23 protein-coding genes are annotated in these 22792 nt (G+C 65.6%); 5 read left to right on the top strand and 18 right to left on the bottom strand.

What is annotated here, in order from left to right:
- The first annotated feature begins 17 nt into the window (after positions 1–17).
- Positions 18–731 (top strand): hypothetical protein, encoded by a 714-nt coding sequence (locus NS1_RS17350; protein WP_062985906.1) that lies wholly within the window; start codon positions 18–20, stop codon positions 729–731.
- Positions 732–836: 105 nt separating this feature from the next.
- Here NS1_RS17350 and NS1_RS17345 read toward each other — a convergent pair whose 3' ends face one another.
- The 3 genes from NS1_RS17345 to NS1_RS17335 form a co-directional block, all read right to left on the bottom strand.
- A complete protein-coding gene (locus tag NS1_RS17345) occupies positions 837–1331 on the bottom strand; it encodes a hypothetical protein (RefSeq protein ID WP_062985904.1) in 495 nt (164 codons plus the stop codon).
- Between the two features lie 90 nt (positions 1332–1421).
- A complete protein-coding gene (locus tag NS1_RS17340) occupies positions 1422–1976 on the bottom strand; it encodes a hypothetical protein (protein WP_157125266.1) in 555 nt (184 codons plus the stop codon).
- A gap of 70 nt (positions 1977–2046) precedes the next feature.
- The gene (locus NS1_RS17335) at positions 2047–2394 is read right to left on the bottom strand and encodes a PadR family transcriptional regulator (protein ID WP_062985900.1); all 348 of its coding nucleotides are present in this window, start codon (positions 2392–2394) and stop codon (positions 2047–2049) included.
- A gap of 94 nt (positions 2395–2488) precedes the next feature.
- Here NS1_RS17335 and NS1_RS17330 point away from each other — a divergent pair, with 94 nt between their 5' ends.
- Positions 2489–2941 (top strand): hypothetical protein, encoded by a 453-nt coding sequence (locus tag NS1_RS17330; RefSeq protein WP_062985898.1) that lies wholly within the window; start codon positions 2489–2491, stop codon positions 2939–2941.
- Positions 2942–3123: 182 nt separating this feature from the next.
- Here the strand turns inward: NS1_RS17330 and NS1_RS17325 are convergent, their stop codons facing one another.
- Complete coding sequence (locus NS1_RS17325; RefSeq protein WP_169812792.1) at positions 3124–3567, bottom strand: hypothetical protein; 444 nt, start codon at positions 3565–3567, stop codon at positions 3124–3126.
- 122 nt (positions 3568–3689) lie between these two features.
- Here NS1_RS17325 and NS1_RS17320 point away from each other — a divergent pair, with 122 nt between their 5' ends.
- Complete coding sequence (locus tag NS1_RS17320) at positions 3690–4379, top strand: hypothetical protein (RefSeq protein WP_157125265.1); 690 nt, start codon at positions 3690–3692, stop codon at positions 4377–4379.
- 39 nt (positions 4380–4418) lie between these two features.
- Here the strand turns inward: NS1_RS17320 and NS1_RS40080 are convergent, their stop codons facing one another.
- The 7 genes from NS1_RS40080 to imuA' all read right to left on the bottom strand — a co-directional run bounded on the left by NS1_RS40080 (position 4419) and on the right by imuA' (position 11063).
- On the bottom strand, positions 4419–5972 hold the full coding sequence (locus NS1_RS40080; RefSeq protein WP_157125264.1) for a nuclease-related domain-containing protein: 1554 nt from the start codon (positions 5970–5972) through the stop codon (positions 4419–4421).
- A 238-nt stretch (positions 5973–6210) separates the two neighbouring features.
- Positions 6211–7158, bottom strand: coding sequence for an ATP-dependent DNA ligase (locus NS1_RS17310; RefSeq protein ID WP_255284579.1), 948 nt, complete (start codon positions 7156–7158; stop codon positions 6211–6213).
- Positions 7159–7285: 127 nt separating this feature from the next.
- The gene (locus NS1_RS40845; protein WP_062985888.1) at positions 7286–7606 is read right to left on the bottom strand and encodes a hypothetical protein; all 321 of its coding nucleotides are present in this window, start codon (positions 7604–7606) and stop codon (positions 7286–7288) included.
- A 124-nt stretch (positions 7607–7730) separates the two neighbouring features.
- Positions 7731–8738, bottom strand: a complete 1008-nt coding sequence (locus tag NS1_RS17300) for a nucleotidyl transferase AbiEii/AbiGii toxin family protein (protein ID WP_084503796.1) — start codon at positions 8736–8738, stop codon at positions 7731–7733.
- Entirely contained in the window at positions 8738–9355 is a 618-nt protein-coding gene (locus NS1_RS17295) for a DUF6088 family protein (RefSeq protein ID WP_062985884.1), read from the bottom strand. Before NS1_RS17295 ends, NS1_RS17300 begins: the two co-directional genes overlap by 1 nt.
- A 590-nt stretch (positions 9356–9945) precedes the next feature.
- Complete coding sequence (locus tag NS1_RS40075) at positions 9946–10155, bottom strand: hypothetical protein (RefSeq protein WP_157125263.1); 210 nt, start codon at positions 10153–10155, stop codon at positions 9946–9948.
- A gap of 164 nt (positions 10156–10319) precedes the next feature.
- Positions 10320–11063 carry a DnaE2-dependent mutagenesis accessory factor ImuA' gene (gene imuA' / locus NS1_RS17285; RefSeq protein ID WP_157125262.1) on the bottom strand — a complete coding sequence of 248 codons (744 nt, stop codon included), beginning with the start codon at positions 11061–11063 and terminating at the stop codon, positions 10320–10322.
- Positions 11064–11301: 238 nt separating this feature from the next.
- Between imuA' and NS1_RS17280 the strand changes: the two genes are divergently transcribed.
- Positions 11302–12321 (top strand): ADP-ribosylglycohydrolase family protein, encoded by a 1020-nt coding sequence (locus tag NS1_RS17280; protein WP_084503795.1) that lies wholly within the window; start codon positions 11302–11304, stop codon positions 12319–12321.
- A 5-nt stretch (positions 12322–12326) separates the two neighbouring features.
- Here NS1_RS17280 and NS1_RS17275 read toward each other — a convergent pair whose 3' ends face one another.
- Genes NS1_RS17275 through NS1_RS17255 form a run of 5 tightly spaced genes read right to left on the bottom strand, consistent with a single transcriptional unit; the run spans position 12327 to position 20249 of the window.
- Positions 12327–13004 (bottom strand): hypothetical protein, encoded by a 678-nt coding sequence (locus NS1_RS17275; RefSeq protein WP_157125261.1) that lies wholly within the window; start codon positions 13002–13004, stop codon positions 12327–12329.
- 34 nt (positions 13005–13038) lie between these two features.
- The gene (gene polA / locus NS1_RS17270) at positions 13039–15666 is read right to left on the bottom strand and encodes a DNA polymerase I (RefSeq protein WP_062985877.1); all 2628 of its coding nucleotides are present in this window, start codon (positions 15664–15666) and stop codon (positions 13039–13041) included.
- A complete protein-coding gene (locus tag NS1_RS40840) occupies positions 15663–16286 on the bottom strand; it encodes a hypothetical protein (protein ID WP_062985875.1) in 624 nt (207 codons plus the stop codon). The genes polA and NS1_RS40840 overlap by 4 nt, the downstream gene beginning before the upstream one ends.
- Positions 16283–16990, bottom strand: coding sequence for a hypothetical protein (locus NS1_RS17260; RefSeq protein ID WP_062985873.1), 708 nt, complete (start codon positions 16988–16990; stop codon positions 16283–16285). The genes NS1_RS40840 and NS1_RS17260 overlap by 4 nt, the downstream gene beginning before the upstream one ends.
- Before the next feature lies 1 nt (position 16991).
- Positions 16992–20249 (bottom strand): hypothetical protein, encoded by a 3258-nt coding sequence (locus NS1_RS17255; RefSeq protein ID WP_063816171.1) that lies wholly within the window; start codon positions 20247–20249, stop codon positions 16992–16994.
- Positions 20250–20531: 282 nt separating this feature from the next.
- On the opposite strand from NS1_RS17255, the gene NS1_RS17250 reads away from it, so the two are divergent.
- Positions 20532–20798 carry a hypothetical protein gene (locus tag NS1_RS17250; protein ID WP_062985869.1) on the top strand — a complete coding sequence of 89 codons (267 nt, stop codon included), beginning with the start codon at positions 20532–20534 and terminating at the stop codon, positions 20796–20798.
- Between the two features lie 21 nt (positions 20799–20819).
- On the opposite strand, the gene NS1_RS17245 is transcribed toward NS1_RS17250, so the two are convergent.
- Both NS1_RS17245 and NS1_RS41705 read right to left on the bottom strand, forming a co-directional pair.
- On the bottom strand, positions 20820–21338 hold the full coding sequence (locus NS1_RS17245; RefSeq protein ID WP_157125260.1) for a hypothetical protein: 519 nt from the start codon (positions 21336–21338) through the stop codon (positions 20820–20822).
- A 363-nt stretch (positions 21339–21701) separates the two neighbouring features.
- The gene (locus NS1_RS41705; protein WP_255284576.1) at positions 21702–22766 is read right to left on the bottom strand and encodes an SLOG cluster 4 domain-containing protein; all 1065 of its coding nucleotides are present in this window, start codon (positions 22764–22766) and stop codon (positions 21702–21704) included.
- Positions 22767–22792: the final 26 nt, after the last annotated feature.

Below are 22792 nucleotides of genomic sequence, written 5' to 3'. Positions count from 1 at the left end.
ACAGTTAGGGGTAGAGCATGCTCGACGAACTCGGCCGGTTCTGGCGCGGCGACGACATCACGATCGTTTTGATCGGCGCACTCTTCGTCGGAAATCTCCTCCTGGGCACCGCATGGGCGTCCGCGCGTTCGCGCCCGTTCCGATCGGCCTGCGCCATCACCGGCACCACCGTGCTTGCCTGGGCCGCGGTTACACAGCCCCACGGCGCCGTCTCTATCGTCCTCGCCACCGCATGCATCGTGCTCTTCTTCGCCGGCATCGTCACGTTGGCCAATTTCGATGCGCGCCGCGATGGACTAGAACCCTTGAGTTGGCGCGGTGGATTCCTTCGGCGTCTGCCGCGCGCGCCGCGCCGAGATCGCAAGCAGGCCCGCCGAGCCCACTTCATTCGCACGTCGCGGCTGGCTACCGCGCTCGGCATGGAGATCGCGCTGCTGCGCATCAACGCCGGCCTGAACCGTATGACCATCGCCGACCAGCTCGGCATCCCCGGCGGCCGCTACGGCGACATCGAGGAAGCCAGCCAGCACGACACCTGCGCCAGCATCGCCGATCTCGAAGCCATCGCCGCGCTGCACGACACCACCATCACCGCCCTCTACGACGCCGCCTGCGCCCGTATCGCCCGCGGCGATCTGCCCACCGGCGCCGAGCGCGGGGCCAGAATGTTCGCACTGGCACTCGGCACTGACATCGACCGCTACTTCACCGACCATGCATCGAAACCCTGACCAGCACCGATGACACGTCCCCTCATCTCATCAGCTCTTGAGCCAGCGGCCGGCGAATCGTTCACCGCCCCGCAGACACTGAGCGAGCAGCTCGTCTGACGACGTTCACCACCTCGGTCCCTGACACAGTTCGCCGATCGCGCAGATCACGTGGTCGTTGCGGGGATCAACCCACACAGGTGTCCCGTCAACCTGTCGGGGCTTGAGCAGGTGGCGGCCTCGACACGGCCACTGGACGAACTCGTATCCGGCCAACTCGGTCTGAGCGGTGTCCGCGACCCACACCGCGGCGGCGCAGAACGCGGCGTCCATCGGCATGCCCTCGCCCACCGTGAATCCGCCCAGACCCCGGGAGGTCTTCCAGCCGAGGGTCACCGTGTACTCGGCGCCGATGCCCAGCTCCCACACCAGAGGATTCAGCTCGACCTCGCGGCCGTAGCGCAAGCAACCCAGGTCGCGCGCGACCGCGACGACCGCGTCCACCCACGCAGGTGGGGCCTCGATGCCCGGGCCCGGGACCTCGTCGAACACGGGCTTGTCGCTGGCCACGTGGAAGCTCCACACCAAGCGGTCCTGGCTCCCCGGAACGACATATGCCATGGCCCCACTGTGACAGCCAGGATCGCGCTACTGCCTCGACGACACGGCTGACCGTGCTGCACTGTGAACTCGGCAGCCGGGAACCATGATTCAGCCGCCGCCGAGTGGAGAAGCATGACGCTCGCACAGCACGTTCCCGTCGAGGACAACCCGCATCGGCCCGTTCCGCACCCTCGACACCGTCTCCATCTCGATGGTCAACGTGTCGGTGACGCCGTCCCCACGAAGCTGTGTGTTTACGCAGGGCCAGCCCTCGGCGTCGGTGAGCATGGCGGTCGACCCCACCAGCGCACGACCGTCGTACTGGTCGGAGGAGTCCGGTTGCGTGACCTCTTCTTCGACGCCGAGCCTGACCAGCAACTCCAGCACCGCGTCGAGGGTGGCCGGACGTTGGGATGCCAGCGCGGCGAACAGGCCGGGGAACTCTGAGAACGCGCGGTATCCCTCATCGGCCACGTACAGGTCAGTGCCTGACCCGGCGCGCGAGGCGGTGTAGAGCTGGCGAATTTTCACCTCCCACCGAATCCCTGCCGGCTCTTCGGCGAACACGATGACCGCGGGCCCCGCATCGACCGGACGCCACCACCGCCACCACACGCGCAACGGCGCAACCGCTCCCGACTCCTGCGTCTGCGGATCCCGCATCAACACCTCCAAGATTCATGTCCCCGGGCTCTGCTTCCCGGATTGCTGGCGAAGACCCAGCCCTTGTGGATCAGAGCTGTCCGGATTTCGCATCGGTCCCCGCTGAGGGCGTCCTGAACAGCGACTCGAACCGCCGATCGACGCGCGCCTTTTCCAACACCGCGGTGAGCTCGCGCCGCCCGTCGTCGGTGACGGTGTAGTACCGGCGCAGTGGCCGGTCGCCGTCGGCGTCGGCGACAGGTTCGTCGGTGACCGTGAGCCATCCAGCCTCGGCCATGCGCCCCAAGATCGGATACAGCACACCCGTAGCCAGCCCCGTCTGGCGCCGCAACGCGTACCCGTAGTGCTGCGCGGCGGGTGCGTCCATCACCGAGACCGCCACCTGCACCATCGAGAACGTCATCCGCATCGCCGCCATAGGTAGTAATCTACATATCTAGGTAGTAATCTACTTAGCACCGCCTGCCGGCGACAACACCAGCAGGCACACCTTCTCGAGGAAGACGGCCACCATGAACGCCACCACCCTCACCCGCAGCGCCGCCCGCGCCTGGGCCCGACTGCGCCGCCGCCCGACCAACCCGATCTCTCCGGCCTACGCCGACTTCTCCTCCCTGCCACCGCGACCCGCGCCGATCTCGCTGGATCCCGCCGACCTTCCCGCCATCAACTGCCCCTGCTGTGGCCACCCCCCGATCTCCGGCACCGAACAACCACGCACGCTGCCCACCGCCTCACGGCGCTTCAACCTGACCTGCGGCGGCTGCGCCACCACCTACGTCGAGACCGAGCCGCGCCCGATCACCTACATGCCCGACGACTACGACCAGTGCCCCAGCTGCGGCAATCCTCCGACCTCGGGCACCATCGCCTTCCGCGGGGAAGGCTTCTCCGAGCTGTTCGTGCGCCGCTACGACTGCACCCCCTGCGGTCGGAAATACGTCCGTACCACCGACGGCAGCTAGGCGGAATCGCAGCGGCTGCAATCGATGCAACTCGATCCAATTGGATCGAGTTGGATGTCGAAACACACCTCGACCTGCACCGATGACACGTCCCCTGTGCCAATGCGACCCGGCCGACAATCAGTCGTGGCGCAGCCGGAACCGAAGGAAAAATGACGATCCGTGCCAGCTTGAGCGAACCTTCAGCGCCAATCGAGCTGGCTCTCGGGCACACCGACCGCCCGGCCATGCTCAGCGGCCCGCGCACGGCCGTCGACATCGCCGCGAGCGTAGGTGAACACACGCCCGGCGAAGGCCACGAAAGTCGTTTCCGCGCTGTGGAAATCGACATACCAAGGGCCTGGACGTAGCGACCAGGCAAACAGATCTGCCAGCCTCTCACCAGCTGAATCGGCTGCCTCGAAATCGAACAATGTCCAGATTTTCGGCTGGTCAGGAGCTGGGGTGTCGACCTCAGTCCGCTTGATCGACTTCACCACGATGTCCAGATCCGGCAACGCCGCGTCCGGACGGAAGCCTTCGACAATGAACACACCCCGCACGCGGCCATCATCAACATCATCAACCATGTCGACCAGCATGCAGCACGTGTTGCGAATTCCGTTGCAGCTCAGGGCATACTCCACGTGGCACCTGTGGGCGGAGCGCAACCGAGAGGTCTTCCTCTGCCTGCCTGTGCCACGTCGCCGAGTCTCGTCGCCCAAAGCAATCGTGGGCCGCGAACAGCCCACGTGAAGGAAACACAGCCATGCCTGAGCGGTCACTGCCGGACCTTGCTGAAGACGCAGGGATCGAACTCGCCCTTCGCCTCCGCATGCCGTGCGACATCCTCGATGTCCATCGAGTGAACAAGTCAAGCGCACCGATCTATACGAGCCTTCGCTATGGCGCGTTCCTCTTGGCCTATGCGCCGATCGAGAACTTCTTCACCCAACTCACCGGATACTCGACCCGCACGAACGGCAGAGCACTACCGCTCAATCTCGACAAGATCCAGCGAGAGCTCGACGTGCGCTGGCCGGCCCAACGGTTCCGGACGAATCTCTGGGAGGGCCGTGCTCGCCAACAATCAACCGGGCCTGGGAACCGGTCGGAATGGGCCTTTCTCCGCGGCCAACGCCTCAAGTTCTACCTCTCCGACATGAAGAGTCTCCGCGATCTCCTCAGCCACGGAAGCGATCCGCGCGGTGCCACGAACACCAGCGAAACACTGTGGAAAGTCCAGGACGGCTGGTCGATGCGGCTGATGGGCGTCGAAGGTTTCGTCCAGTTCGTAGAGGACCTGGCAGAGCAAGCAATGTTGGAGTCGGGCGTTCATCCGACGAATATCCCTAGCTGGCCGCAACCACAGCGCACCGGAATCTCGCGGAGCGCCCCTCCTTCTCTGCCTCGCCGCGACCAGCTCGCCGCTCAGCACGACGCAGACCTCGGCGAGTAAGCCGGTTCCGGCGCGGGCGGTCGCGCGGCACGGTGGTGATCACCGGATCCGGAACTCGGTTCGCGAGATGGTGAACTGGCTTCCGCCACGTTCGCGGCACGAGATCGCCCCCGCCTCGACCCGTTTGCAGGAGAACTTGCCCGAGGTCATCGACTCACCCGTCGGCAACGCCGTCGCCAGCAGGAAATCCTGCGCGCACACATAAGTCGGTTCCTGGCCCGTTCGTAGGACGACCGTGTGGCCGAAATCCTGCGGCGCACAGCCACTCGGCAACGCGGGGACCGGGTAGTTGAAGTCCGCGACGTCGCAGCGCGCGAAATCTCCCTGGCCGTCGGTGCCGATCACGCAACCGATATTGCCGTCGACGGTCATCATCGACACCGGGGCCAGCGGAACTTGTGCCGTGCTCGACGGGAACACCCCCGCCACCGCATTGCCGAACACGAAAAGCACCCCGCCCAGCACGCCGGCGCCCAGGAGAAACACCGCCACCGCCCCGACGACGTTGCTGATCCTGGCCCAGACCCACCCGATCAGCCAGCCCAACAACCAGAACGGTCCACGGAGCCGGAACCGACGGCGCGGCCGCGGCGAGCGTGTAGATCGCCGGGGTAGCCGAATTCGTTGCCACCACTTGTGCCGTGTCGGACCTTCGTCGGGCACAACAGGATCTGGCTCGGCGGCGGGGGCTGGTTCCTCGATGCCCCAGTCTGCTGGTGTGGAGAAGTCCCATTCGTCGACTGTCTGGCTGCCGACGACAGGTTCGGCTTCGGTCGGCGCAAGCGCCGGCGCGACGGTGGCCGTCGACATTTCGTCGGCGAGACTGGTTGTCCGAAGCGCATTCCCGGCTGCCACCGGTGCGGTCCGCGCTGCATGGGCGACCTTGGTGCGGGGAGTAGGTCGGCCAGGTCGTGCGCTGTGCGGCACGGTAGTTCGGCGCCTCGGCGACCGAGACGGCGTGGGCGGGTCGGGCTCGGCAGGGAACCCGTCGGCGAGCAAAGCGGCCTCGTCGATCTCGGCGCCGATGTTCAGTGCCCGCAATGCCTGCACGACCTGTCCCGCCGACCAGCACGCACGGCCTTTCGACAACCCCGTCACCGCGGCGGCCAGCGCCGAACCGTCCTCGTCGGAGGCGATCACCAGCTGGGTGCCCTTCAGTGGCTCGTTCACCTCGACGCGCACCTCGTGCCCGGTGCGGGCCACCAGCACGACCAGGCCGTTGACGAACTCCTCCCGGTCCATTCGCCACCCCAGCGCGCCCGACAAGGATATTGCCTGGGCATGAACCTGCTGGAAGGCGTTGGGGTGGGACTTGAGGCGATGCACCGGCGCCGGTGTGCCGTCGAGTTTCCAGGGACCGTTCGATGTCGCCGTCAGCGCGCCACCGCGCGGCTCGGTGAAGCCTTTCACCTCGATCGCCACGCATCGCTGGGGTGTCCACAGCACCGCGTCGATCTGTACCGGGTCCATATTCTGCTTCTTGTGGGCCAAGACGTTGAACACCACGACCGCCGGGCCGTCGATCTCCTTCAGCCGCCGAAACACCGCCCGCTCAGCGCCTGAACCGAATTCGCCCTCCACCACGGCCCGCACGTTGACCCCTTATTCGACGATGAGCTCCCCTGACCTGACCAGGGTAGGGGTGCCCACCGACACGAAGCCGAAGTCCGCCAACAACAGTACGGACACCAACGCGGGAACCACCGGCCGCCGCTGATCAGGCGAGCTCGTCGGATCGGTGCCACCTCGACGACGAAAACGTCGGGCGCACAACGAAATGCCCGATCGGGACGTGTCATCCTCCCTGGTCATCACCCCTTTCCGGCTTCGGCTATCCGATCGGGGGCGCGGTGACGCTCGTCAGATCCTTGTCGAATCTCAGGCCTCGCCACGATGGGTGGCGCAACCCTGCGACAGTGCGCTCGCGGTAGTGGACGTCGCCGACAAGCCGTGGGGTCACCCACGACGCGGTCGTCGCGATCGTTCGAGGGACCGGGCCCTGGAGTGGGGACTCGTCGATGGCGAGCTCGTCGAGTTGACGTTGCAGCGCGCGGCGGGCGTCGCGACTGAATCCTGAACCGACGGCCCCCAGCAGGATCAAGTCACCGTCGGGATCGTGGGCGGCGACGAGAAGAGATCCGAATTCCGCACCGCCCCTGCTGTTTCGCAGCCATCCGACGATGATCACCTCGGTCGACTTACGCAGCGGAACCTTCCGCCACAGCGCCGATCTACCAGCCTTGTATGAAGAATCCAGCCTTTTGACGACCACACCTTCGACCCCGTTCTGGGCGGCGACCTCGAGCATGGTCGCCACCGGCACATCGGTGTAGTACGGCGGGACGACGATCACCTCGGAGTTCGCGTCCAGGTCGAGCTGAGCCAGTAGCTCGCGCCGCTTCTGATAGGCCAGCCCGCGCAGATCTTCGCCGTCCAGGCCGAGCAGGTCAAAGACATACAGGCGAGTCGGGACCTCGGCCATCAGCGAGCGGCTCGGCCGCACCACACCCAGTCGACGACTCAGCCGGCCGAAGTTCGGCGCCCCGGTCTCGGGGTCGGGGGCGACGAGCTCGCCGTCGACGATGATCTCGCGTCCCGCGGCCGCGGTGACCACCGCGCGGGCGATCTCCGGAAAGGCCGAGTGCAATGCGTTCGCGTTGCGGCTCATCATCGTGGCGACTCCCCCGGACGCCCGTGCTGTGCACCGGGCACCATCCCACTTCCACTCCACCGCCCAGCGCGGGCCGTCCGTTGGGGCCGGCCCGGATGACGCCAACATCGGCGGCGGCATCTGCACAAACCACAGCATATAGTTAGCAATCCAGTGTTCGCGCGAAGGAAAATGTCTCTGAACTGCCAATATGACATGTCCACCATGCCCTGAAGTGTGGACTACATAAGGATGGTTACCGATCGTAGCCGTCGTCTGAGCGGTCGATTGCCGCGGCGAAGGCGTTCCCCGTGGAGTGTCGCGCCAGCGCGCTGGTCGACCTCGGAGCCGGATCAAGGATCGTCGGATGCTGCGCGGCGTGTTGTGCGCGCTCGGCCGCTGCGCGAGCCACATCGGCCGCGATTTTTGTCCGAGGAGACAACGTTGTGCGCAGCAGCTCGGCGTCGAGCTCTTTGCGCCGACGCGTGAACTCTTCGAGTACCTCGATCGACGGCGCCGACGGTGCGTGTTTGATGTCGTCGATCAACGCCTGCAGACGACTCCGCAAATCAGCCACTGGACCCCCCTCGTCGATGAACTCCCATCGTCGCACGCGCCACCGACACCTCACCACTGATCACCGTCACGACCTGCGCCGATGACACGTCCCTCGCATTCCCTGAGTCGACGAAGCCGGCTCCTTAGAGCAGGTGCGCGTGGGTACGGATCGTCTCCAGGCATTGATGCAGCGATGGTTGCGCGCCGTAGACCAGCTGCATCGCACGGCGATATCCCGCAGTCAGCGCCGGGCTGTGCGCGGCTGTGTCCAGCAGGGGGCTGTGCCCGAATCCGTCCGCGGGTCGTGGTGTGTAGCTGAAGCCGGCGCTTTCGCTGTGCTCGTCGACATCGGCGCACAACCGCGCGATGCCGTCGGGCCCCAGGTCCTCGAGCGCGGCGACCACCTCGGCGTTGGCGAGCAGGCAGTGGATGTCGTAGAGGTGGCGTGCGTTGCGCTGCAGCGCAGCGATGGCCTTCTCGTCCGGGGCACGCGAAGCACCATCGTGCAGGGCGGCCAGCTTTTCGAACAGCGTGCGCTCCGGTGCGAGGACCTCGACCGCGAACGGCGCGAACTCCTCCCACGTGTCCGGAGTGTCACCGAAGACCTCGATCGCGAAATCGGCGATCAGGGAACGAATCTCGCGCCGGTGCGTGGGAAAAGTGCCCCCGCGCGTGCCCATCTCCAGAAGTACACCCTCAGTGATGGCCCGCTCGGCCGCTGCCGAGGGCATCACGCGTGCCGGATAGCGGTAGCGCACATTCCTCTTGACGCCGGCTGTCGACTCCTTGGCCTCGGTCGCGTCCTTGCCGATCCCGAGGTGTTCGGTGACCCCGTCACGGACACGCTTGAGCGCCTTGTCACGGGTGCCGGCACCAGCACCGACATCGGGGAAGATGACGAGCAGGTCGACGTCCTCGGAGAACCGTTCGATCAGCCTGTAGACGCGAGACAGCGACGTTCCGCCTTTGAAGATGACTGTCAGCTCACCGCTGCCGGTTTGACCGACCACCTCCACCGGGAAGGTCGTCGCCCGCAGGACTTCCATGGCCCAAAAGTCTTTTTCCAAAAACGACTGGTCTAGACCTAACTGCTCAGCCGAGGCGGCGATCAGCGCGGCCAGGTCATCAGGGTGCTCACGCAGCGCAGGCATCAGGCAAGCATGCCCGATACCCGCAAGTCCTCACCCAGTCGGATCAAGTTGTCCCGCAACGTCGGAGAGCGCTCCCCCTCGGCTGCGGACGAGAGCGCACGCCAACGCAGCTTGCCAGCGGCTACCGCCTTGCCCACGGCGGCGCTCAGTGCGGTCCAGCCTTCGTCCACGGTGGTCTCCCAGTCGCCGCGCAACAGTTCGAGGACCGCGATCTCGAGCGGGCGCAGAGTCGCTCGGCGCAAATTGTTGCGCTTGGACACCTCCACTCCTGGGATCGACGTCGGAACGGCGCCGGTCACCACCATGGTCGGTTTGGCCGGGACCTGCGTGGTCAGCCCGAGCGCGCGGGCCGCGGAAAACCCAGTCGGTCCCGCGCCGGTCTTGCCCAACACCTCGGCGGCGACAGCCTCGGCAGTAGGGCGCGTCAATCCGTAGCGAGTCGGGACACCCTTGAAGTACAGACCTCGGCGGATTGGGACCAGCTCACCGCGCTGGTGCGCGCGTTTGATCGCCGACGCGGCGGCAGCAGTGGTCCCCGGCAGGCGACTCGTGTGAACGAAGCTCCCGGCCGGGTAGGACTCCAACGCCTTGGCGGCGGCACCTACTGCTGACCTCATGACAACAAAGCGTACCGAAAAGATGTCACGAATACGAGTCGAGCGATCCGTATCAACCATCACAATCATGCTATGAGCTGCCAGAATAGTCAGAACGCACTTAACAAAGTATCGGACTCACAGTCACAGTTCACCACGACAGTGTTGCCAGGCCATCGCTCGTTATACCGCTGGCACGCCTCGCAACGGGTCGAGGAGCAGCGTGATGGTCACGCACTCCCACGCCTTTCCGCATTCCCGGCACGGGGCTGCCGTAGCCGGCTTCGGGCACGTGGGCTGCGAACAGTCGCTCATCTTCACGATGGTGCGGTTCGAAGTCGGGCCGCCTATTCCACTTCGCCGCGGCGCCGACGAGGCGGATCCGAACCCGATCGCGAACCGAGATTGTCCGTGCGTCGAAAATGTCACCGCAGGTAGTCATATTTGCAGCCTATGACTTCGCACCGACATCGACGCAGCGGCTCTTCGCGTCGACCGAAATGTTCGCCGCCACCCGACTTGACCAGCCGAAACGGCATGTCCCCACACTGCAGGATCGGTCGGTTACTGGTCGCGCAGATCCCCACCCTCGGGTACTCGGCCGCATTCCGTCACCGCCTCGATGTCCAGCCGAGGTCGTACGGTGCCAGTAGCGCCAGCAGCCGGGCACGGTCGGCCTCGGTGGCCGGCTCGTACAGATCCGACAGCGGGAGCAGCATGACTTCTGTTCTCGCGGAGTGGTCGACTTCGATCTGGAATTTCACGCAGCCGAGCACATCCCCCGACTGGGTAGTGACCAGTTCGATGAGCTCACCAGGCACTGGATCCAATTTTGCCCCGAGTGCCTTTTTCCACATCGCGAGCCCGGCTGCCCATCGCAATTTTGCTGGTGGCCAGATCCGGGCGGGAAAGACGCGGAGACCGACCGGCGGCGCAACTGGCTGTACCGCGGTGTGCTCGGGGGTGTTCCAGTGAGACATCGCCATCAGCCCGCCCGCGTCGACAGGCCGATGACCTCAGCTGAGGGCTCCACCCATTCCCAGTCCATGCGCCCTCCGGGCCGAGGCCCCTTGCGGAAGTCGCCGGACCTGGTTCTTCCGTCGCGCCCGGTCGCTTCGATGCGAAAGGTCTGGGCGGTGATGCGGCCACGTCCAGGTCCTAGACCCTCCAAGCCGACACAGGACGCGGACAAGCGCAGATCGACGCCGCCGATCCTGTGTTCGGGACCGAGCAGGACGAGAGTGCATCGGCGGCTTGCCGCTCTGGCGAACAGGATCTTCGCTCTAGACGGCGGAAGCAGCCGCGGATGTAGTTCGCTGACCACCAAGGACACGCCGTCCATGAGGTTGTGCAGGACCGTGATCAACCGGTCGTCGTCGGTGGGGCAGTTCACGGCGAACAACCTGCTGAGCGCTCCCCCGAGTTCATAGAAGGCATGCAGAGATCGGACTGCTCCATGGCGGTCCGGGGTGTTGATCAAGGCGGTGTACTCGCCAGCGGCGGTAGCGGCCGCGAGCATGCCGAGCAGCGGCGAGGAAGAGCCTGCGTAGGACACCACGGCGCCTCGGTCCAGCCCGCCGCCGGGAAGCACGCGGTTCAGCGCGTCGATCGTGGGCAGCTTCGGTCGCGACTGGTCCTCTTCTGGCTCCGCGGCTGTCCGGCGGCGAACGAAGGCGGCGGCCTGTTCCCGGGAGAGCCCGGCCAGGTCGGCGACCTCCACCTTGATCATGTCCACCATTTTCGCACATACGTTCGACTGCGGGCCTCACCCGCCGCGGCTCGGTCCAAATCAACCGGTAGACGGCGAGTTCAGACCGTCCACATGTTGCATTATATCGCCTATAGGCGATATAGTTATCGGGCTGCAGCAGTCCAACATCGGCCAGGCCAGCCACAACGACGTGTGCAAGTGGGAATCATCGCGGATTCTCGCGCACCGGCCCCCTCTCTCAATTCAGGAGTACCAAATGCAGACTGCACTGACGCTCCCACTCAGCGCCGTCGCGCGCGGATACACCTGGCTCACCCAGCAACTGCGGGGTACCGCAGCTGACCGGAATCCCACTTCGCCGCTAGCTGACAGAGCAGCGGGCGCTCTTCTCGGTACCGCGGTGGGCGACGCCCTCGGCGCAGGCTACGAGTTCACTCACCCCACTCCCCGGACCAAGATCGACATGGTCGGTGGCGGAGTCTTCAAATGGGCACCAGGCGAATGGACCGACGACACCTCGATGATGGTCGCCGTTGCGCTCGCCGCCGACGAGTTCGGCAACCTTCATGACATCCAGGCGCTCAATGGTGTTGCGGCGCAGTTCATCACCTGGTGGGACTCCAAACCACGAGACATCGGTCGACAAACCCGCCAAGTCCTGAGCGCACGCAGTAAGAGCGCTGGGCAGATGTGGGCGCGCGCAGGCAAGATCAGCGGCCGCAAGGGCGGCAACGGCTCTTTGATGCGCACCGCACCCATCGGCCTGGTCTACCTCGATGATGCTGAAACTTGTGCGGCCGCCGCCGTACTGGTCAGCAGCCTTACGCACGACGATGAGCGCGCCGCCGAAGCATGCACGATATGGTCGCTCGCGATCCGGCATGCGGTGCTGCACGGCAACTTCGACGGCGTCGGTGACGCGCTCTCAGTTGTCGACGCGAACTACTGGGAGCCGCTGTTGGATCAGGCCGAGACCGCCGAGTGCGCCTCCGCTTTTCCCCGCAACGGCTGGGTCGTCCACGCACTCCAGACTGCGTGGTGGGCGATCACCCACGCCGACACCCTGCCCGGCGCTTTGGAGCTGGCGGTCCGAGCCGGTGGCGACACCGACACAACCGCTGCGATCGCAGGTGCACTACTCGGGGCGCGGTATGGGGCGTCGGCGGTGCCAGCGCGCTGGCGCAGGATCGTTCACGGGTATCCGGGGCTATGCGGTGACGACCTGGCCGCCTTGGGAGTGCGCCTTGTGCACCGTCAGGTACGACAGCCGGGATGAATAGATCATGGCCATTGGCCTGGCCCTTCAGCCTGCGACGCCGTACAGGGATCGAATATCAGGCCGCGCCGATGCCGAAACCGATAGCGATGTTGTTCGGCCACAGTGAGCTCACGGAACCCTGACCTCTTGTAGTGCATGGCGACCGCATCGACCGAGGTCAGGGCGAGCAGCACCGTGGCGTGCTCTCGTGCGAGGGAGAGTAGATCGTTTCCGAGCTCGACCGCGTGATCATGTGTGCAGCCGCGGTAGGGCCAGCGCACGTAGTCCATTACCAGCACCGCCCCATGATGCGGCGCCAGCGCCAGGAAGGCGCCACCATCGCGATCACCACGCCACATCGTGTATCGAAACAGCTGCATGAGCACAAGGGCTATTCCGGCGAAACCGAGTGCGGCCAGCAGCCATCGGGCATCGCCATCGACCAGCACTGTGCCCACCGATGCGGTCACCGCGCAGGCAAGAATCTTCGCGATGGCGACCCGCTCGGTCGCGCTCGGTAACCGTGTCGCATCTTGCGCCAACGCATTGCGTGTGTCCGGTCGGCTGGCCTTGATCGCACGCTGACGTGCACTCCATCGATGCAGGAACGGCCCGACTTTGCCTAGATGTTTGGCGCGATGTGCCCGGACCTCGCTGAAGAAGCCGCGGTGATCGACTGGTCGAGGGGCCAGGTCATCCATGCCAGCGAGCATCTCACGTATGGCTCATGGCGATTCAGCCGTGGGCTGCGGCCCAGGTGCGACCGACTCCGACTGTCACATCAAGCGGGACAGCGAATTTCGCTGCTCGCGGCATGACTTCGCGCAGGAGGGCACTGAGCCTGTCGACTTCGTCTGCGGGCACCTCAAACAACAGTTCGTCGTGGATCTGCAGGATCATCCGCGCGCGCAGCCCTGCCGACCGGATCGCGGTCTCGACGGTGGTCATCGCAGTTTTGATGATGTCGGCGGCAGTGCCCTGGATCGGGGCATTCAGCGCGGCACGCTCGGCGGCGTCGGTGGCGCGAGGGTTGTCGCCGTTGAGATCTGGTAGGTAGCGGCGACGCCCGAACAAAGTCTCGGTGTATCCAGTACGTCGCGCTTTCTCGACGAGAGCATCGAGGTAGTCGCGCACGGCGCCGAAGCGGGCGAAGTAGGCAATGTAGTGCTCTCGAGCCTCAGCGATCGGGATGTTCAGTTCGGTGGCGAGGCCGCGTACTTGCTGACCGTAGGCAAGGCCGTAGGAGATGGCTTTGGCGCGGCTTCGTTGGGTATCGGTGACCTCGTCGAGGGGGATGCCGAAGGCGAGGGCAGCGGTGAAGCGGTGCATGTCCTCGCCACTGGTGAATGCGTCGATCAGGTGCTGGTCGCCGGATGCGTGGGCCATGATCCGCATCTCGATCTGGCTGTAGTCGGCAGCGAGGAGGTAATCGAATCCGGGCCCAGGGACGAAGGCTTCGCGGATTCGCAGGCCTGCAGCACTGCGGATCGGGATGTTCTGCAGGTTCGGGGAGAGGGAGGACAGGCGCCCGGTTTCCACGGTGGTCTGCGACAGGGTGGTGTGGATCCGGCCGTCGGTCTCGATGTGCTTGAGCAGGCCGTCGATGATGGCGCCGAGTTTGGCCGCGGCGCGGTGGTCAAGGACCTTCTGCAGGAACGGGTGCTCGGTCGTGTCGAGCAGTTTGGTCAGCTCGTCAGCGGCTGTGCTGTACCCGCTTCTGATCTTGCGGGTGCGCGGCAGTCCTAGGTCGGTGAACAGCGCCTGCTGGAGTTGCGGTGTCGAGCCGAGGTTGATCGGGCGGCCCAGGATCTCGACCGCGGCGGCGGTGGCGGCGGCCGCGGCGGCGGCGAACTCGGCGCGAAGCACGATCAGGTGAGGCCGATCGACCGCGATGCCGCGGTGTTCGATGTCGGAGAGAATCGCGGCAACGGGCAGTTCGATGGTGGCCGCGAGCTCGGCCATCCCCCGATGTGCGAGCTCGGCCAGCAGCGTGTCGGCGAGTCTCGCAGTCACCTGGGCGGCGGCCGCGGCGGGGGATCCGCCCTGGGGCGGGCTGAACAGGTTATCGGTGGTGTTCAGGGTCGAGGGGTTGACGTCTTCGAGGTGGCGAGCGGCGGCCGCGCCGAGGGTGTAGTCGGCGGCGTTGGGCGCGAGAAGGTACGCAGCGAGCGCGGTGTCGATCTGTACGCCGTCGATGGGCCAGCTTTCAGCGCGGAGGGCGTGGATCATGGATTTGAGGTCATGTACGGCCTTGGTGACGGCGGTGTCGCAAAGCCAGGCGGCGAGCGCATCGCGGTCTCCGGCGCTGGCCTGGGCCAGGTCGAAGTAGCCGGTTGTGCCGGTGGGCGTGGTGATGGCGACGGCCTCCCCGACGGGAGCTGCCTGGATCGCAAAGCTGTGGCGACCGCGGCTGCGCGCGTGGTCGGTGAGCCATGACGTGAGGTGGTCGGCGGGAATGCGGTGGGTGCTCGGCGAGTCCGTGTCCGAGCCGGCGAAGGCTTTCAGTGCGGCTGCGCCCTGGGATGGCATGGCCAGCTCGTCGAAGCGTTGCACGATTTCCTGACGCGCCGTAGTGGGCGGGGCCAGGCGCAGGTCATTGGAGCCGTGTCCGGCCAGCGTGGGGTCCAGGCGCAGCACCTGGCGGTAGGTGAGCAGTTTGGTGGCGTGGTTACGCAGATCCAGGCCGCCACGGCGGGGCTGGTCCTCAGCGAGAAGTGCGTCGAGGGTCCCCGCGCCGGACAGCCAGGTCTTCGCGGAGCGCTCCCCTACGCCCGGGACTGGCGCGAGACCTCGCGGTTTGTCTCCGCGCAGCGCCAGGTAGTCGACAACACTGCCGGCATCGATCCCGAGCCGGATATGAACCTCGGTCGGGGTCAACCGTTCGGGGTCACGGTCCAGTCTCGGGCGGATGAGAGTGATTGTGTCGGTGACGCATTGAAGGATTCGTTCATCGGTGCTGAGGATGAGCACGGGGCTCTGCGCTGCTCCTGCGAGGGAGGCGATCAGGTCCGCCGCTTCATACCCGGGGGGTGCCTCGAGCACGGGCACATTCAGCAGTTGAAGCAGTTCACGCAGGATCTGTTGCTGAGCTGCCAGATCGGCGGGCGCGAGGTGCGGGCGGTAGGACGGAACCTGTGTAGCTCGTCGGCTGGATCCCGGCCCGTCGAGAACAACGGCGGCGTGGGTCGGGCGCTCGATGTTGATCAGATCAACGATGGCGGAGAGGAATCCGGAGATGGCGTTGGTCGGTTGGCCGGTAGCGGTGGTGGCTCCTGTCAGCGGCATGCTGCGGTAGGCGAAGCTCAGGACAGTGGGCACGTCGACAAGCAGCGTGCTGGTTGTTCGTGTGGGCGCGGTGGTCATCGCACATCCAGGTCGACTGCGAGTGCGGACAGGTTCAGCTCGGGTGCGTCGGCAGTCCATACCTGGCCGCGGCCGACCGCGAGCTGCGCTTTGGATGGGCGTATCGCCCAGGGTGCTTGGCGTTGCATCGCGGCGTGGATGAGGACATCGCCAGCGAACTTGTTGGGCACCGCGGTCTGGTCGAGGACCTCGCCGCGGCGGCGGGCTTGGTCTGCGGCGTTGCCCTGCTTGGTGAGGATCAGTTGATGCCAGGGACGCCCGTGGAGGTGGACGAGCAATACGAAGTGGGTATCGAGCCAGCCTTGGTCCCGCCATTGCTGTTTGATGCCACGCTCTTTCGGCAGCGCGATCGCGGCGAGGGCTTCGCGGGCGTACGCGGCTTTGCCGTCGGCTTCGCGTTCGGTTCGGGCTCCCCCTGTGGTGAGGGTGCGGAGCCGGTCGGCAGGGATTGCTGCAAGGGCAGCATCGGCGCCGTGCATCCATTTGCGAACCGTGCGGGGCGTCACGCCGAAGTCGGCTGCGACGGCTTTGGTGTCGACTGCGCCGCGGGGGGTGCGGCCGTAGCAGTCGGCGAGCGCAGCGACCAGGCGGGCGCGAGTCCAGGTCGAGTTGGTGCTCATTTCGCCTTCTCGTCGAGGGCAACGTGGTCGAAGCTGAAGACGTTCCAGTCGTCGAGGTTTGAGTAGTTGTCGGTGTTGGCGTAGTCGGCCATGAAGTCGGCCAGCCCGACGTCGCCGCCCTTCTCGAAGGCCTTCATCGCATCCTCGGCGAGATCTGGCGGGAGGTCCCAGGTGACTGTACGGTCCCGCTCGTAGCCTTCGCGGCCTTGGATCCCGGACACGATGAGGCGTGCGCCGTATTTCTTCATTTTCGCGCCGGCCGGTGTGGCGAGGCGTGCGTTGACCACTGTGGTGCGGCCCGACTTGGTCGATGCGGCCTTGCGTGCGGCGGCGAGCAGGTGGTTGAGGTTGTCTGGTTTGGGTTCGGCCTTTCCTGCGATCCACCGCTTGATGGTCGATGCCGACTTTCCTTCGCCTTTCGCTGCCACGGCCACATTGACCAGACCGCCTCGAGGTCCTGGCCCGTAGGCGGCGAGCAGGGCTGCGCGGATGTCAGAGCCCGTCTTGCCGGTGGCGTCGGCGGCTTCGCGCCCGGAGAGCCCTTTGAAGACGGCCGATACGCCCTCGACCTTGAGGTCTTTAACCGCTGCTTTCACCGCTTTTTGCGAGACGTCGGCCCCCTCGGCGACAGCCTTGATGTCGACGGTGCCGCGCACTGCCGAGCCGCCACCCAAACGGACAATTTTCATCGGCGAGATGGTCATCTCAGATCTCCCCTTCGTCGCTAGTGGCGTTCCAGTCTGCGTAGCGGGTCAGCTTGCGCTTGCCTTTGTAGGGGCCGCCGTCGAAGAATTTGAGCTGGTCAGCGAGGAGGCCGGATGCTTCAGGCTTCCACTGTCCGAAGGCACGGCCCAATGTTGCACGGTGTTTCGGGTTCTCGGCTGCGGCGGCGGTGTCGATCTCTGCCATCGGCCAGGCTATGAGCGGGTTCGGATCGTTCGAGGCGAAGACGATGGTGTCCTTGGTGATGGCAAGCGGCGCTTCGCCGGTCTGTTCGAGGATGTTGTTGAGCGCGTAGACGATGTTCGCGGTGGTCTTGGAGACTCCCATGAGCCACTTCTCGCGGCTGTAGGGCGAGCGCGGCTTCCCGTCGTCTCCGATGAGCTGCTGGCTTCCGATCATCCCGTACCCGCGCACGCGGATCATCTTGGCGTGCTTGCGCACTGCTTGATCATCGGCGTCGTCAGTATCGAGTTCTTTCGCGGCTCGGGAGAACCTGTTCGCCCAGTCACGCAGGATGCGACCGTGCTCGGGCCACACCCAGGCTTCGTAGATCGGCAGCTCATAGCCTAGGGCGAGGGCACGTTCGAACTGCGGGGTGCACACCCATTGCGGGCTGTCGCCGAAGTCGCGACCGGACGGGCTGAGCACGTGCGGGAGCAGCCAGGTCTGCGCGGGCGGAATGCGGGTCAAGATGTAGGCCGGCACTCGCGGATCGAACTCCCACTCGTCGTGGTGGACCGGTGCTCCGATCGGCAGTTCCAGCCCGGGAAGGCCCGCGGTGTAGGAACCGCCGCGATCGTAGGCGTGGACCCAGCGCCTCGTCGACTCTTCCGGAGTGGGGGTCCGAGTCCATTCGATGTCGTTGGCGATCATCCCCGCGCCTGCGGGCGGATCGAATGTGGAAGGTGCCCAGATCTTCTCGCGCCATTCCTTCGGACCATAGGTGCTCGGTCGAGCTTCGAAGACGAGGTCCATGCCGGTGGTCGGCCCGGAGATCTTGTACGGGTAGCCGAGGGTATCGGCGAGCCGCTTGAGGCGACGGGCCAGTACGGCTGGTTCGGGGTTACCTTCCAGGACAGGCATATCCGGGTCGTCGGTGTCGGGGTCGTCGGTCAACCCGGCCAGGAACACAACCCAGACCGTCGGCACGTCGTCGTGCCACACGCGGGTCCAGCCGCTCAGTCCTGAAGTTGCGTCATCGCGCTGACCGCCGAACTTCCAACCCGCTTCCCTGGCGCCGGTGAAGAACGGCAGGTCGGCGGTGAGCTTGCGCAGGTCGTCAGCGCGCGTGCGTCGGGCACCGACTGCATCAACGTCAATTCCGAACTGTTCTGCCAGTTCGTTTGTGATCCAGATCTGCCCGGATTCTGTGAATGTGGGTGAGATACGGTGCCCGAGGCGCAGCGTCTGCGCAAACCGCGCCAGGTCCCCGACATGCGCGATCTCAGCGGGGAGGTCGATACGGGTTCCGTCGCCGAGCCACGCACCGTCGACATCGAGGACGGCAGCTGGACCGGAGCAGCACTCCGCATCCGCAGGTTCCGGGCGGCGCATCGTCTTCACCGGCCGGGCCGATGCCGACTCGGCTGCCCCTCCAGTTCCCGGAACCGGTTCCGCAGCTGCGATATCCGGTTCGACCGAACTAGAAACCGCCTCTGACATGGCCTGATGACATGTCCCCTTGTCGTCTGAGACCGTCTCGGTCGCCGCGGGAGATGTGGACTCATCGAGCTGAGGCTCGGGCCTAGCGGCTGAGTGAGTTGGCGCGGGCGTGGGGCTCGGATCGTCGTGGCCGAGCAATGCGGTGATGACCGTGTCGGTCCGGTCTTCGGCGAGGAACAATTCCATGATTGTTTCGTCGGGCAGGTCGACTCGGACCGTCATGTTCAGCTTGCCGAGTCGGCCCGCTGGCTCGGAGAGGTCCTGTCCGGGCGCGACGGCATACACCAACGTGGTGGCGACGTCGTCAACCATCAATGGCCACACCCGGTAGCGGTCGGCGATTCCCATCGCCGCGCGGCGTCCGCGGAATCGCGTTTCCTCCACGATCGCGGCGAGCCAAACCGGCTGCAGGTGCTGCATCCCGCCCTTGTCGTGCCAGCACTCCCGGTAAGCCAGGTGGGCGAGATACCCACTCCAGGTCGCATCAACGAAGTCGAGAAGCGCGACGTCATCGACCCACGCGTGGCGGGCGTCGCGCAGTTCGTCGGTCCATGCGGCCAGCGCCCGGCCCTGCTCCGGCCAGGTCACCGCGGCGTTGATGCCCAGCTGAGCGATGTCCAGGCCGGTCCCGCCATCGGAGATCCGGCTGGAAAGCCCAATCAGTCCTGACGTGGTGACCCAGACCGTGACGGGTTCGTCGGCACGCATGCGTGGGTCGGGCAGCGGAAGCTTCTCGGGAAGCTGCAAGCCATTGGCTGGAGGCAAGGTGATCTGCCACAACGCTGCTGGGAGTTTGCGGCCGGCCGCGAGCTCACGGGCATGATCGGCCGATACCACCGTCGGATCCCCAGCAGGGAGGGCGAGCATTCCCGCGGAGGCCAGCGGTCCGGCAAGCTGGTTGAGCTCGACCAGGAACTCAGCCCCTGGATCGTCGATGTCCTCCACGAGAAGAGGCCGCGACCACGCGGGCCCGGCACCTGTGGCCAGATCGCCCACGATGGAAGGCACGGCACCGGGATCGCGCACCACCAACCCCTTGGTCTTGGCTCGGCGGATGCGGTTCTCGATCGCCGCGCCGCACTCGGCCCCGTCCATACCGGGCAGGACACCGAATCGCGCTGCCCACTGCGACAAGATGCGGCCAACTTCGCCCGCCGAGGCTTCAGGCGGCATGAGAACGTCAGCGAAAGGAGCGATGATGACATCGAACTCACCGATGTCCTTGTGCGCGAGTCGGACTCGCGATCCCGCACCAGACAATGCCCATCCACGCTCGATGAGGGCGGCAGCAGAGGCCGCGACCCGCCGCGTTAGGTCGGTACGGGACAAGGGCGCGTTTTCGCCAGCTGGTGCCCAATCGAGGGCAGCGCACGCCTCGACGTCGAGGATCCATACCTGAGGAAGCTGGGTGCCAATGGGCTGGAGGCCGCCCCGGCGGCGCACCCAGGCGATGAGCTCGCCGAGCTTCTCCGCGCTGTCTACCGGTCCAGTAAGGCGACATCCCGATGGGGTGAGCGACTGATCCGCAGCAACCAGGACAGCATGCTGGTCGGCGTCTGCGTGGTGCGGAGTGGTCATCGTCCAGTCCGATTCGGTCGAGGGGATCTTTGGTCAGATGCGCTGCTACGGAGAACCTATCGGCCTACGCCGACACTGCCGGCAAGCGGAGCATCTACGGGCAACACTACATCAAATTCAAAACACATGTTAAGTATTTAGGTAGCGTGTTGTGGGGGCCAGTGTCGAACCCGCCCCACCTTTCCGCTGCCGGGGCAACCCGGTCATGTGTACTTATACGACCCCACCAGTCCACGTCCGTCAGACGCTGAAGATCACCTCGATCCAGAATTCGGAGAGTCGATGACCGAGCCCGAGAGCACATCACCTGCACCGGAGGCCTGGATCCCACTCAGCCGCGCGGGTCTCGCGCGTCGCTACAACGTCTCCCGGGCCGCGATCACCCTTGCCCTACAGGCAGCCAAGAAGGCACACGATGAGAACCCGGAAGGCTTCGATCCGCCGCCTACGCCGTTGAATCCCGGCGACATCGCGGAAGTCTTCGACCCTCACACCTTCGACAGATTCTGGGCCAATCGGCCGCCGGTAGGTCGGCCGCCTGGGACATAGGCACCAACGCACTTGCGGTCTTCACCTGTCGAAGCCGAGCACTACATCGCGACCACCCGAGCGGTGCTCGACGACCTCGACCAGACCGGGGAAGATCTCGGCTACTCGGTACATGGCGGCACGGGCTTCATCGGGCGACATGCTTGCGGTGATCCGTATGCCCTCAGCTAACTGGTGCTCGAGCTGTTGCGCCTCGATCAGGCTGCGGATCACGTCGATGGCGATCCGCCGACGGCGGGGTGAGAGCTTGTCGGCTTCGCTGGGGATCTCGGCACGGAAGGCGAGCGTGTCGGGTGCTGGCTGATCGGCCGCTGCGAACGCGACCAGGTCGGGCACACCGGCCAGGTGGGCGATGGCACGGATCGTGGAGTCTGACGGCTTGGACTTGTACTTGCCGGACAGGATCTGTGAGGCGGTACCTCGGTTGAGCCGCATGCGTGTGCCGGATGTCGTCGCTACCCGTTCAACGGCAGCTTCCATGGCTCGGGTGGACAAGCCGCGGTCTGCGGCGCGTTGGAGCAATTCGCGCAAGGTTGTCACGCGCTGAGTCTCCTTCACCCGCGAACCGGCGACGAACACAGGTATTGAGAGCGCACGCGTCGACGACGCAGGGTTACCCCGGAGCTCAAGGCCTCGCCGATAGCCGCTTCCTGCGATGGATCGTCGATGACCCCGGATCCGAGCAGCCAGGCTTGCACCTTCTCCGTTGCCAGGTACCGATTCCGGCACGCGAGCGCACCTATCCCGCCGGCGCCACGATCCGCATCACAACCCGCGAAAGAAGCCGACCTTCGCATCCGAAGCCGACGCTGCAGTCCCCTGCATACGCGGATCATGCCCTGAACAGCGCAGATGCCACGTCCCCCCTGCCCGATTCGATGGGCGAAGGTATGCACGAAGGGTCTACGTGCTGAGTGAACGGATCAGTACGTCGAAGGTCGGCGAATTCGGCCAGTGAGGGGTCAGCGTGCCGACCTTGCGCCACCCCCACGACCTGTACGCCGCGTACGGGCCAGAGTTGTTGGGGTCGACCAGGAGCGTGCCACGTGGCTCGGTGCGGTTGACCAGCAGCTCGTTGTGCAGGGATCTCCCGATGCCGCGGCGGGCGTATGCGGTGTCGACCATGATCTCGCTGAGGGCGAAGGTTCGGCGCCAATTCTCCGCGACGAACGCATCATGGTCGCCGGCGGCAGCGTTGTCGAGTTGCAGGCCCTCCCACCACCGTGTTGTCGGGCCCAGTGGCCATCCCCAGGTCTGGCCGACTGCCTTTCCGTCGTGTGTGGCGATGATCAGATCGAATCCTGCTGCGTTGTCGCCTGAGGTGTACGCGTCGAATCGAGCCATGAACGCGTCCGGGTCTTCGAATGCCACCTCGGCGGCGATCTCGGCGCTGTAGCTGCGGCGGAAAATGTCCTCGACGAGGTCACGGTGTGCTCGGGCGCCAGCCGCGTCGTAGCGCTGGAACTGCAACTCGGCCAAGTCGATATTGGTGGCAGCATTTCCGGCCAGGGCCGCGGCTACAGCTTCGGCAGCGGTGGTGGCGACCGCGCCGAGGTCGACAGGCTTTCCGTCTTCGAGGACTTCCCAGCCCCCTAGCTGGACGACCGGTATTCCGCCGCGACGGTTGGCCAGGGCGAGTTCGGACAGTGTCCCCGGGGAGCCACCGATGACGATTACTGCGTCGGCGGACTCGATGATGATCGAGTTTCGAGCCTCGCCCATACCCGTCCAGATCACCACCGACAGCCCGTCGCAGATCGCTTCGCGGTCGGTGTCGGGTCGGATGCCGACCACAACGCCTCCTGCGGCAGTGGCACCACTGGCCACCGCCGCCATCACGCCGCGGCCGCCGCCGCACAGCACGGTCACACCCGCTTCCGCGAGGAGGCGACCGACTTCTTCGGCGCGCTCGGCGTCGATGTCCTTGCAATCGCGCGGTCCGCAGACCGCCACTTGCCTCGCGACCACCCTCGCCACTCCTCGCCTGCTGATCC

It is taken from the genome of Nocardia salmonicida NBRC 13393 (genome assembly GCF_001613085.1).
Classification (GTDB): Bacteria; Actinomycetota; Actinomycetes; order Mycobacteriales; family Mycobacteriaceae; genus Nocardia; species Nocardia salmonicida.
The sequence above is the reverse complement of the archived record's forward strand: the minus strand, read 5'-3'. Positions and strand labels throughout refer to the sequence as shown.

Excerpts from the sequence above, each read along its gene's own strand:
- NS1_RS17350 (WP_062985906.1), top strand. The coding sequence starts at position 18 with ATGCTCGACGAACTCGGCCGGTTCTGGCGCGGCGACGACATCACGATC.
- NS1_RS17345 (WP_062985904.1), bottom strand. The coding sequence starts at position 1,331 with ATGGCATATGTCGTTCCGGGGAGCCAGGACCGCTTGGTGTGGAGCTTC.
- NS1_RS17340 (WP_157125266.1), bottom strand. The coding sequence starts at position 1,976 with ATGCGGGATCCGCAGACGCAGGAGTCGGGAGCGGTTGCGCCGTTGCGC.
- NS1_RS17335 (WP_062985900.1), bottom strand. The coding sequence starts at position 2,394 with ATGGCGGCGATGCGGATGACGTTCTCGATGGTGCAGGTGGCGGTCTCG.
- NS1_RS17330 (WP_062985898.1), top strand. The coding sequence starts at position 2,489 with ATGAACGCCACCACCCTCACCCGCAGCGCCGCCCGCGCCTGGGCCCGA.
- NS1_RS17320 (WP_157125265.1), top strand. The coding sequence starts at position 3,690 with ATGCCTGAGCGGTCACTGCCGGACCTTGCTGAAGACGCAGGGATCGAA.
- NS1_RS17310 (WP_255284579.1), bottom strand. The coding sequence starts at position 7,158 with ATGTTGGCGTCATCCGGGCCGGCCCCAACGGACGGCCCGCGCTGGGCG.
- NS1_RS17300 (WP_084503796.1), bottom strand. The coding sequence starts at position 8,738 with ATGCCTGCGCTGCGTGAGCACCCTGATGACCTGGCCGCGCTGATCGCC.
- NS1_RS17295 (WP_062985884.1), bottom strand. The coding sequence starts at position 9,355 with ATGAGGTCAGCAGTAGGTGCCGCCGCCAAGGCGTTGGAGTCCTACCCG.
- imuA' (WP_157125262.1), bottom strand. The coding sequence starts at position 11,063 with ATGATCAAGGTGGAGGTCGCCGACCTGGCCGGGCTCTCCCGGGAACAG.
- NS1_RS17280 (WP_084503795.1), top strand. The coding sequence starts at position 11,302 with ATGCAGACTGCACTGACGCTCCCACTCAGCGCCGTCGCGCGCGGATAC.
- NS1_RS17275 (WP_157125261.1), bottom strand. The coding sequence starts at position 13,004 with ATGGATGACCTGGCCCCTCGACCAGTCGATCACCGCGGCTTCTTCAGC.
- polA (WP_062985877.1), bottom strand. The coding sequence starts at position 15,666 with ATGACCACCGCGCCCACACGAACAACCAGCACGCTGCTTGTCGACGTG.
- NS1_RS40840 (WP_062985875.1), bottom strand. The coding sequence starts at position 16,286 with ATGAGCACCAACTCGACCTGGACTCGCGCCCGCCTGGTCGCTGCGCTC.
- NS1_RS17260 (WP_062985873.1), bottom strand. The coding sequence starts at position 16,990 with ATGACCATCTCGCCGATGAAAATTGTCCGTTTGGGTGGCGGCTCGGCA.
- NS1_RS17255 (WP_063816171.1), bottom strand. The coding sequence starts at position 20,249 with ATGACCACTCCGCACCACGCAGACGCCGACCAGCATGCTGTCCTGGTT.
- NS1_RS17250 (WP_062985869.1), top strand. The coding sequence starts at position 20,532 with ATGACCGAGCCCGAGAGCACATCACCTGCACCGGAGGCCTGGATCCCA.